We start from the raw sequence: 9,654 nt of genomic DNA on the forward strand, positions 1-9,654 counted from the left end.
CGCCTGCGCCAGCACGCCGACCTCGTCCCCGAGCACGTCCGCTCCAAGGCCCTGATCGTTCCGCCGCCCGCACCCAGGCGTCGCGGTCGTCCACCCGGAAAGGCTGCCTCCGATCACACGGCCGGCTGATCACCGATCCGCACCGAACCCGCCGGCCAGGGAATTTTGAAAGCCCACAATTGCGGAGACTTCGGTGCCCGTTGACAGACGCCGACCCAGAACGCGTTGTAGGAGCGCTCGTAGTAGGTCTCATCGAAGATGTTATCGACGTTCAGCCCGAAGCGCAGGTTCTCGTAACGGTAGTAGACCAGGGCGTCGGCGAGCACGTAGCCCGGCAGCCGGAACCGCTCGTTGCCGCTGTCGCCGAGGCGCGAGCCCACGGCCCGGACGCCGCCGCCGATCCCGAAGCCCTTCCAGTCGCCCCCCTGAACCTCATACACGCCGAGCAGACTGCCCGAGTGGCGCGGGATGTTGAGGAGCGGCGAGCCGACCCGCAGGACCTCGTCGCGCGTCACCTGGGCGTCGATGAAGGCGTAGTCTCCGATCACCCGGAACTCGGGCGTCACCTGACCGACGACGCTCAGGTCGAACCCCTGGCTGCGCACGGCCCCAGCGGCGATCTGGAAGAAGAAGTCCCGTGGGTCGGTAGTCAGCACGTTCTCCTTCTCGATGTGGAAGGCCGAGCCGGTCACGCTGAGGCCGGTGAACAGGTCGAGCTTGGCCCCGACCTCGTAGGCGAAGCCCGTCTCCGGGGCGAACGGACGCGTCGCGCTGTCGAAGCCGGTGTTCGGACGGAAGGAGGCGGCCACGTTGCCGTAGAGCGAGAGGAAGGAAAGCGGCTGGTAGACGAGACCGGCACGGGGCGAGAAGCCGGTACGGTCCTGCTCCGTGCGCTCGCCGCCGACCTTGTCGCGGAAGGTCTGATTGTAGAAGTCGGTGCGGTTGCCGAGGAGCAGCTTCCACTCGGGGCTCAGCGCGATCTGATCCTGCACGTAGACGGCGGTGTTGCCGACGTTCTCGCTGGCGCTGTAGCGGCGCGTGAAGGGGGGCTTGGGCTGGCCATAGACCGGGTTGAATAGGTCGATTGCGAACGGGTCCAGCCGCGGGGTCGAGCGCAGCAGGTTCTCGGTGCTGTTGTAGCGTTCGTGCTCCAGGCCGAGGAGCACAGTATGGGCGAGCGGGCCGGTGTCGAAGCGCCCGATGAGTTCGGCCTGGCCGATGGCCACGCCCCAGGTGAAGTCGTGGCGGCGGAACTCGCGGAGCAGGGTCCGCCCGTCGTCGAGCAGGCCGGTCGCGCCGGTCTGCAGGCCGGTCAGGCTGCCGGTGTTGAAGTGGCCGGCGACCCGGAGCTGCCAGTCGGGACTCAAGGCGTGCTCCAGGCGCACCTGCACGATCCCGCTCTCCGACACGGAATTGTCGCCCGGCTCACCGAAGAAGCGCGAGCGCGGCACGAGACCGAGGCGATTGTTCACCGCGACCGTCCCACGGTCGAAGGTCTGGCGGTTGCGCAGGTACTGCGTCTGGGCCTGTCGCAAACTCAGGTTCAGGCGGCAGACGGGGCTGCCCGCCCCTGCTTTCATGCTTTGTTCGCGACGGGAAGTCCGAAGCAGCAGGCGAGCAGGTAGTTCTGCTCGCGGATGGTCCAAGCACCCGCGAACCCGAAGCCCTTGCGCAGCCATAGCATGGCTTCGAAACCCTGGATCGTGCGCCGGGCCGTGTTGAACGACCGGAACCCGCCGACCCGCGGCATCGCCCGTTTTACCCGGAAGTGGTCGCTCTCGATCCCTTGCTGCAGGTGTTTCGTGACGTGGTGAGTGGGCATACGCGGCAGCAGGCCCTCCTTGCGGCTCTCGGCGATCGCCGGCGGGTACGGGCCAGCGCCGTCAGTGCCGATCCGGTCCGGGGCGAGGAGCGGCTCGGCCGAGAACATCTTGCGGAAAAAGCGCTTGGCGGCATCGAGGTCGCGGTTGGCCGTGAGCAGGAAATCGACCGCCTGCCCGTGCTTGTCGATGGCGCGGTACAGGTAGCGCCACTGACCGCGGACCTTGATGTAGGTTTCATCGATCCGGACCGATCCGCAGTGTGGCCGACGAAACTGGCGCAGCCGCTTCCCAACCTGAGGCGCGTAGGCGAGTACCCAACGGTTCAGGGTGGAGTGGTCCACCTCCAGGCCGCGTTCCAGGAGCATCTCCTCGATGTCACGGTAGCTCAGCGGGTAGCGCAAGTACCAGGAGACCGCCTGGACGATGAGCGTCGCCTCGAAGTGCCGCCCTCGGAAGTCGTCCCTGGCGCGCTGCTTGAGCTTGGCGGCGATGGCGGACAGGATCATGGGCCGGCTCCGAAAGCGGAGCGGCACGCTGAGCCGGTATGGCTAACGAGCCGTAAACGAAGGGCCGTCCGGGTTTGCGACAGGCCCGCTGAGGGGGCCTGCACGCCGCACGGCCCGCGGCCTCAGGCCCGACCCGGAGCCTGAGCCAGTCCCCGAGCCGCAGACCTGAGCCCGGAGATCGTTCTCCTTGCCGAGGCGCTCTCCCTCACCGCAGAAGGGACACCATGCCCTCCCCGAACCCTGGTCGCCCCACCCGGCTGGCCGTCGTGGGACATCCGCGTGCAGCCCTACACCACAAGGAAGTCGAGGTGCGTGAGCGCGGCGTGGTTGTCGAGCACGGCGAACTTCACCGCGGCCGCTTTGCCCGAGCCGTCCGCGTCGTAGAACAGCTCACCGGTCGATTGCTTGTAGAGCACGCGGTCGTCGGCATCGATCTTGGCCTTATCGAGGTTCTTCAGGGCGCTCGCTCCAAGCTGCCCTGGTGCCAGCGCCGCGAACACACTCTTCGACAGCCGGATCGTGTCCTCGGTGGCAAAGTCAGTGATGCGGTCGACATTGCCTGCTCCGAGCGCCGTCGAGAACACGAAGGTGTCGGCGCCTGCGCCACCGGTGAGCAGGTCGGTGCCGAGACCGCCATCGACGACGTTGGCCCCGGTGTTGCCGACAAGCGTCTGGCCGAAGGCGTTGCCGGTGAGATCGAGCTTGGCCTTGCCGGATGTAGCCTGCAGGCGCTCGATCTCCTGACCCGCCGCGAGAGCGTAACTCACCATGCTGATCACGGTGTCGGTCCCGCCCTTGGCACTCTCGATGACGCGGTCCCGAGCGTTGTCGACGAAGTAGGTGTCGTTGCCGGCCCCGCCGCGCATTTCGTCGATGCCGGCCCCGCCGTCGAGGACGTTGGCTCCGGCGTTGCCGATCAGCGTGTTGGCGAACTCGTTGCCGGTGAGCTTCAGGGCGGTTGCGGCCTTAGCGTCGGCGGTTTGCAGGATTTCGATCTGCTGGCCGGCCTTGAGCGCGTAGTTCACCGTGGTGACGACCGTGTCAGTGCCCTGGCCCGCGGCCTCGACGACGATGTCGCGGGTGTTATCAACCCGGTAAGTATCGTTGCCGGCGCCGCCCCGCATCTCGTCGATGCCGGCCCCGCCGTCGAGCAGGTTGGCACCGGCATTGCCGATGAGCTTGTTGGTGATCTCGTTGCCGGTGAGCACGAGGGCGGTCGTGCCCTTGGCGTCGGCGGTTTGCAGGATCTCGATCGACTGACCGGCGGCCAGCCGGTAGCTGACCGTCGTGATCACCGTGTCAGTGCCCTGGCCCGCGGCCTCGACGACGATGTCGCGGGCGTTATCGACCCGGTAAGTATCGTTGCCGGCCTCGCCCTCGAGCGTGTCAGCGCCGCCTCCGCCGTCGAGGACGTTGTTGCCATTATTGCCGGTGATCGTCTGAGCGAATTCGTTACCGGTCAGGTTCAAGGCGGCCGACCCCGTCGCGGCGAGCAGTTGCAGCCCCTCGATCTCCTGGCCGGCGGCCAAGGTGTAGCTGGTGGAGGCGAACACCTTGTCCACTCCCCCGCCCTTGGCCTCGAACACCCGGTCCCCAGCACCATTGAAGACGTAGGTGTCGTCGCCCGCGTTGCCGTAGAAGGCGTCGTCGCCCGCCCCGCTGACGAAAGCATCGCCGCCGCCGGTGCCGCGCACGGTGCAGTCGCCGCCCGCAGCGCTTTTCGCGGTGATCGACTCACCGACCATCAGGGCCGAGAGGTTCGCGGAGACACCGTCCTCGACTTCGATCTTCTCCACGCCGACGAGGCTGCCGGCCGCGAGCGTCATTGACTTGGTGATGACGAGCGTGTCGGTCCCGGCGCCGCCATCGATCAGCGTCGGTGCCTTGTCGATTACGAAGCGGTTGTTGCCCGTGCCGCCCGTCAGATGCGTCTGTCCAGCCGCATCGGCCGTGACCGTCAGCTGAGAGCCGTTCTGCGTCACGACCCCCCGGATGATGCCGATATTGGTCAGGAGGTTGAACGTCAGCGAGCCGTCTTCGACGATCACCATCCCGTTGTTCGTGAAGGCTGCCGTGACCCGGCTGCTTCCAGCGTCACCCGACTTCTCGAACACACCGTTGTTCGTGACGGTCGCGCCACCGTTGTCGGACAGGTCGCCCAATACGAGCGTGTAGGTGTGGCCGGCGTTATTCAACAGTTTGCCCTTCAGGCCTACACCATTCGACTGCTCGATTGCCCCGTAGTTTTGAAGCGTGATGGCTCCGGAGCCTCCGATGTTCGCCCCGTTGAGCGAGGCCGAGCCCGACACCAAAATCGTGCCGGTGCCGTTGATGGTCCCGAGGAGCACCGAACCCGATCCGCTCAGCGTTAGGGCGTGCCCCGCGAGGTTAATCGTGCTCTCATTTCGCAGGGCACCGTCGTAGGTCAGGTTTCCGCCGAGCGTGAGCTGCCCGCCGTTCTTCACCTTCGCAACATCGACCCTGACGCCGTCGGCGAGTGTGTAGGTTCCGGCCGTATCGATCTCGCCCAACCCGGTCAGGCGGCCGCCGAGGTTGCCGGAGCCGTTCGCGAAGAAGAGGGTTCCGCTGTCGACCTTCACGGTACCGGTGTTCGTAATGGTGCCGCCCGCGATAATGCTGGTGCCGGATCCGCTCGTCTTCTGGAGCAGGCCTGCATTCGCGAAGGATGCGGAGGGTGACAGATCGAGGGCGGCATCGTTCGCGATCGTCCAGGTTCCTCCGGTACTGATCTGCAGCCTGCCGCCCGGCGAGCTGCCGGTGCCGATTGCCGACGAACTGGTTTGTGTGACGGAGCCCGAAACGTCCAGAGTCGCCTTGCCAGATAGGAGAAACCGCCCGCTGGCAGTCCCCGTGATCTTGAGCGTCCCGCTGCCGGTGAAGGAGGCTCCGTCGCCGCCGAGGTCGAAGCTGCTCACTCCACCCAATGTGAACGTATGACCCTTGAGTTGGAGGGATGTGCCGATCCCCGCGAGCACGAAGCTGCCGCCGTAGGCGAGGTCGCCTTCCAACTGCGTCGATGAGGAGATGGTGAGCGCCGCGACATCGAGGCTCAGGCCATTCAGCAGGGTGTGGGATCCCGCCCCGAGGATCAGCTTGCCGGTTCCGGTGATGTGCCCACCCAACGTCGTCACGGCGTTGACGAAGGTGAGAATGCCACTTTGAACGTCGATGGTTCCGGTACTGGTGAGGGTGCCGCCGCTGATCGTGCTCGTGCCGCTTCCGCCGGTCTTGGCGAATGTGCCTGCATTGGACAGAATGACGCCTGACGACAGCGCGGTGCTCACGTCGCCGAGGAGATTCCAAGCTCCCGTGGCATCGATCTGAAGACGCCCGCCGGAAGAATTCGCTGTCCCGATAATTGAGTTCCCCGTCTGATTGACGATACCCGTATCCTTGATGACGGCCGCACCGTCGGTGTTGAAGCGGCCTCGTGCGGATCCGGCGATGGCAAGCGTCCCAGGACCAGCAATCTTCGCCCCGTCGTCCGTCGGATCGAAGATTGCCTGCCCGGTCAATGTAAGAATGTGGTTGTTGAGCTGTAAAGTTGCCCCAACACCTCCGAGCGTGAACGCTCCCGCATAGGTGCGGTTGCTTTCCAGCGACAAGGAGGCTGCCGTACTGACGACTTTGAGGGAGGCGACATCGACGAGGGCCGTCGATGTGAGGTTCGCCTTGCCGAGAATGTCCAGCTCACCGGCGCCCGTCAGCTTTCCACCGAGCCTGATATCTGCTCCGCGCAGCTCCAAGTTGCCAGAGGCAACCCTGATCGTCCCTCCGGCAGCTTGATCCACATTCAGCCCGATTTCACTCGTTGTGCCCGGTGCGAAAGAATGATCGAAATCCAAAGAATCGTCCGGCCTTATGTTCGCATTGTCGAAAATCAGAATGCCTCCGGTCTGAGTGAAATTGCCCAGCCGCGATGTTGTCGAAAGTTCGAGCGATCCAGCGCTCATTGATAATGTTCCAGCATCATTTATACTATTGACTGCATCGGCCATGTTGAGGGAACGAGCAGCACCGTTCTGCAATGAGTAAGTGATGACTACGTTCTTCTGACCTATGTCCGCAGGCGTCCCTGCGCTCGGTAGAAGCCCATCCGACCAATTCGACGGTCTCGCCCAATCGCTGGAACCACCGCTCCAGACCCGATGCTTAATTTCTAAGAGATTGTTATCGTCATCGTAGATTGTGAAAGTCGATTTAAGCAGATAAGTTGAAAGCGGGTCTGATGCATTGCGTTGAACGATGACACCAAAACTCTCGTCACTCTCGCCGAGATCATCGTTGTTAAAGCTGACAACAATCGATTTAGATCTCTCGCCCACAGCAAATACAATCGGCAAGTCGTCAAGACCATTGAATGTATTATTGATCCCAAAATCACCATCATTTATCGAGAAACCGTTCGAACTGCCGGCGAGAGCGGTTGCGAAGAGGGTTTCAGAGGGAAGGTCGCCAAAGCGCGTAATCGTGAAAGTCGTGAAAGCAGAGTTAGTATTCTCAGCAAAAGCAGCAGAAACCGGTACCATTAAGTACAGCGTTGTCATGTCTGCCTCCTGTTTCATACTTACCGCACAATTATCAGTCAAATATATTTAAACTATAAATATTAAATTCAGAAGCAATAAAATTATATTATAGGTAATTTTTGTTTGCTAATTTCATATAATTAATTCAATTGCGCCACCGACATTACTTAAGGAGAATTAGAATTGCTAAATCAGCGGAATTCTCAGTGCAAAATTCGAATCATTTTTTGAAGGTGACACGGACTATATCACGTTTTGGAACGTGCGCAAATCGGCAGTCTTCGGCGTCAGCAATAGGCCCGTCAACGCCGGCTCGCCGCGGACTTCGGCCAGCCGCGCAGGTGAACGGTCGCGAATGGGACGATGGGGGTGGCGTGCGTCACCTCGTCGGCGCAGTTCGTGCGGTGAGCTTGTTCCCGTCCGGATCGCGGAGATAGGCGACGAAGGATCTGTTCGGGCGCTCCACGGGCGGGCTCTCGATGGCGGTGCACCATGCGCGGTGCCGGCCGCGTGCCATGCGAGGACACGGTCGCGACCGCATGAGAGCATTAGATAACTTTCATTGCGAGTATTTTGGCTCATCCATCCCGCATTGACTAAATTGTCGGCGTATGATCGGTTAATTTCTAGAAACAACCTGATTCGAGAGTGACCATGGCCTACATAAGCAACATAGATGGCGTCATGGTATACGGACAGAATTTTACCAGCTTTGCGAATGTAGATTTTCCAGTTGGCCCTATCGAACTTGGAGCATTAAATCTAGTATCTGATGTGCAATTGGTGCAATTTTTGATTCATAGCCTGATACAAGAAAATCCAGAGCTGAAGCTGCGAAATCGCTACGGCATGCGGATCAATGGGCTCGCGACTGATGGTATTTGCGGGAACCAGACGTGCGATGCAATAAAAGGTTTCCAGAATTTTGTTAGAGTATATTTCGCAGATGAAGGTGAAAAGGCGAATATCTCCTGTGATGGCCTTGTCGATCCAGCGAACGGCCGCGGCATTGCGACGGTATCGGGCACCATATATACGATAGTGTGGCTAAACGCATTAAGAGAGATGTCTACCAAGGCCCCTATTGATAGCGAGCAAGTTTCGATTGAGCCACTTCGAAGTAGTTTGACACAAATTAGAGGCGGAGACGCGCCCAGAACTCCTGACATTCTTCCGCCGCCGCCTCCGCCGGACATAATATACTGACACAACACTTGGCGTCGGCTTCGGGCTCGCCGTGGTTCTTGTCGGGCGAGGGTGCCGGATGAAGCGCATTTTTGCGATCTACGCGGCCCTGCTCGTGCTCCTGACCCTCGTGGCGCTGATCGGACCGCATGTCGGCGACAAGACATTCCAGAGCTTGAGCTACGCGATCCCTGCCGCTTTCGCGGCCGAGGTGTCCCGGCTGCTGATCCCCGTCGTCGTGCTCGTGATGGTGCTGACCCCGCTCGTGGATTGGTATCGCAAGCGCAAGAAGATCGGGCAGCCGCCGCTCTCTTGAGCCGGGCGCTGCGATCACCTCGTGATCGGGGCTCCATCCATGATGGGATGCCTATCGCGATCCAGGCAGTTTGCCTCTGTGACCGGAAGCAACCGCTCGACCCGGTCGAGTTCATCCGGCAGAAAACCACGAACCTCCTGCTCGGAGGGGATCACGAAGAAGACGTTGCGCACGGGATCTGCGTAGAAGACGCGATTACCGGTGCGCTCGCCGAACCTGTTCCGGGCATCGACGTAGCCGCAATAACCGGTTCTCCGGGCCTTCACGATTGCACTGAACGCGGCGGAGCTGGGATCACGTAGGGTCGCGGCCACCCGTTGCCGGATCAGGGCGAGGCGATCTTCAGGCAGAATCGGCTTGGGTGGTGGACTTTCCGCTGTGGCTGCTACGGAGCCCACAAGCAGCGCACCGGATACGAGGAATAGCCATTGATGCATATCAGGGCGTGTGGACCGCATCATAGAGCCTTTGCGTGAAGCGCACCGTCTCGCTCAGGCGGCAGGCCGCGACGGACGCCGGGCCGCCCGGGTTGACGGCGACTGTAAAGGGCGGACCAATTCCAGGCCCCCGTGGCGGAGCAAAATCAGGCCACTGGCAACGTGCAGCCTGAACGAAGAAGGGGCCCGATCGGGCCCCTTCTTCGTTCGTCGCCGATCGTAAGAGTCAGGGACAAAACCGCTTTGCCTGAGCTTGGCAGATGAGTGCGCATGCGAGGGTGGTGAGGGCGAGGTGCAGGTCGGCGCGACGTTCGTAGCGGATGGTGAGACGGCGGAAGCGGGCGAGCCAGGCGAGTGTCCGCTCGACATGCGCTGATCGCGACCCGGACTGGGACTGAATCGGACAGCTGCCAAGCGGTGCGCGATGCGGTCTGATGGCCGCGTCCTCAACCCGCGCCGGAGTGTTGCCATGCCTCAGTATGCTGCCCTCGACGTCTCGAACGAAGAGACCTCCATCCACATCATCGATGAGGCCGGGGCAACGGTCTGGCGCGGTAAACGCGCCAGCGATCCAGATGTGCTGACCACGGCGTTGCGGCGCTACGCTCCCGACCTCGTGCGTGTCGGCCTGGAGACGGGGCCGCTCACCCCGTGGCTCTATCACACCTGCAAGGCGCTCGGCCTGCCCATTGTCTGCCTGGACGCACGGCATGCGCGAGCCGCCACTGAACCGCGCCGGGTTTCCCGGAGGCTCCCACTCTTGAGAGGATGGAGCCATGACGAAGCGCAGCACACCCTTTTCGCCTGAAGTCCGCGAGCGCGCGGTCCGGATGGTGT

The 9,654-nt window shown here is 62.0% G+C and carries 6 protein-coding genes and 4 pseudogenes; 4 read left to right on the forward strand and 6 right to left on the reverse strand.

All coding sequences use genetic code 11. The annotated features are described in order from the left end of the window. A pseudogene (locus MFF24_RS28075) lies at nucleotides 1-129 on the forward strand (AAA family ATPase); the annotation flags it as partial. On the opposite strand, the gene MFF24_RS28080 reads toward MFF24_RS28075, so the two are convergent. The 4 genes and pseudogenes from MFF24_RS28080 to MFF24_RS28095 all read right to left on the reverse strand — a co-directional run. Further along, nucleotides 114-1,580 carry a TonB-dependent siderophore receptor gene (locus MFF24_RS28080; RefSeq protein WP_238229147.1) on the reverse strand — a complete coding sequence of 489 codons (1,467 nt, stop codon included), beginning with the start codon at nucleotides 1,578-1,580 and terminating at the stop codon, nucleotides 114-116. The pseudogene MFF24_RS28075 and the gene MFF24_RS28080 sit on opposite strands and share 16 nt — an antisense overlap. Continuing rightward, nucleotides 1,577-2,329 carry an IS6 family transposase gene (locus MFF24_RS28085; RefSeq protein ID WP_238229148.1) on the reverse strand — a complete coding sequence of 251 codons (753 nt, stop codon included), beginning with the start codon at nucleotides 2,327-2,329 and terminating at the stop codon, nucleotides 1,577-1,579. Before MFF24_RS28085 ends, MFF24_RS28080 begins: the two co-directional genes overlap by 4 nt. A 287-nt stretch (nucleotides 2,330-2,616) precedes the next feature. Further along, complete coding sequence (locus tag MFF24_RS28090; RefSeq protein ID WP_238229149.1) at nucleotides 2,617-6,897, reverse strand: beta strand repeat-containing protein; 4,281 nt, start codon at nucleotides 6,895-6,897, stop codon at nucleotides 2,617-2,619. Nucleotides 6,898-7,258: 361 nt separating this feature from the next. Then, nucleotides 7,259-7,410 (reverse strand): annotated as a pseudogene (locus MFF24_RS28095) (VOC family protein); the annotation flags it as partial. A 117-nt stretch (nucleotides 7,411-7,527) separates the two neighbouring features. Here MFF24_RS28095 and MFF24_RS28100 point away from each other — a divergent pair. Together MFF24_RS28100 and MFF24_RS28105 are read left to right on the forward strand one after the other, a co-directional pair. Beyond that, on the forward strand, nucleotides 7,528-8,085 hold the full coding sequence (locus tag MFF24_RS28100; protein WP_238229150.1) for a hypothetical protein: 558 nt from the start codon (nucleotides 7,528-7,530) through the stop codon (nucleotides 8,083-8,085). Between the two features lie 58 nt (nucleotides 8,086-8,143). Further along, nucleotides 8,144-8,380, forward strand: a complete 237-nt coding sequence (locus MFF24_RS28105) for a hypothetical protein (RefSeq protein ID WP_238229151.1) — start codon at nucleotides 8,144-8,146, stop codon at nucleotides 8,378-8,380. 14 nt (nucleotides 8,381-8,394) lie between these two features. Here MFF24_RS28105 and MFF24_RS28110 read toward each other — a convergent pair whose 3' ends face one another. After that, nucleotides 8,395-8,694, reverse strand: coding sequence for a hypothetical protein (locus MFF24_RS28110; protein WP_238229152.1), 300 nt, complete (start codon nucleotides 8,692-8,694; stop codon nucleotides 8,395-8,397). Nucleotides 8,695-9,043: 349 nt separating this feature from the next. Further along, nucleotides 9,044-9,184, reverse strand: a pseudogene (locus tag MFF24_RS28115) (IS5/IS1182 family transposase); the annotation flags it as partial. Nucleotides 9,185-9,286: 102 nt separating this feature from the next. On the opposite strand from MFF24_RS28115, the pseudogene MFF24_RS28120 reads away from it, so the two are divergent. Continuing rightward, nucleotides 9,287-9,556 (forward strand): annotated as a pseudogene (locus MFF24_RS28120) (IS110 family RNA-guided transposase); the annotation flags it as partial. Nucleotides 9,557-9,654: the final 98 nt, after the last annotated feature.

The sequence above is a fragment of the Methylorubrum aminovorans genome (genome assembly GCF_022179725.1).
GTDB classification, from domain to species: Bacteria; Pseudomonadota; Alphaproteobacteria; order Rhizobiales; family Beijerinckiaceae; genus Methylobacterium; species Methylobacterium aminovorans.

Bases quoted from the DNA above. Each gene is read 5' to 3' on its own strand.
- MFF24_RS28080 (WP_238229147.1), bottom strand. From the start codon at position 1,580: ATGAAAGCAGGGGCGGGCAGCCCCGTCTGCCGCCTGAACCTGAGTTTG.
- MFF24_RS28105 (WP_238229151.1), top strand. From the start codon at position 8,144: ATGAAGCGCATTTTTGCGATCTACGCGGCCCTGCTCGTGCTCCTGACC.
- MFF24_RS28090 (WP_238229149.1), bottom strand. From the start codon at position 6,897: ATGACAACGCTGTACTTAATGGTACCGGTTTCTGCTGCTTTTGCTGAG.
- MFF24_RS28085 (WP_238229148.1), bottom strand. From the start codon at position 2,329: ATGATCCTGTCCGCCATCGCCGCCAAGCTCAAGCAGCGCGCCAGGGAC.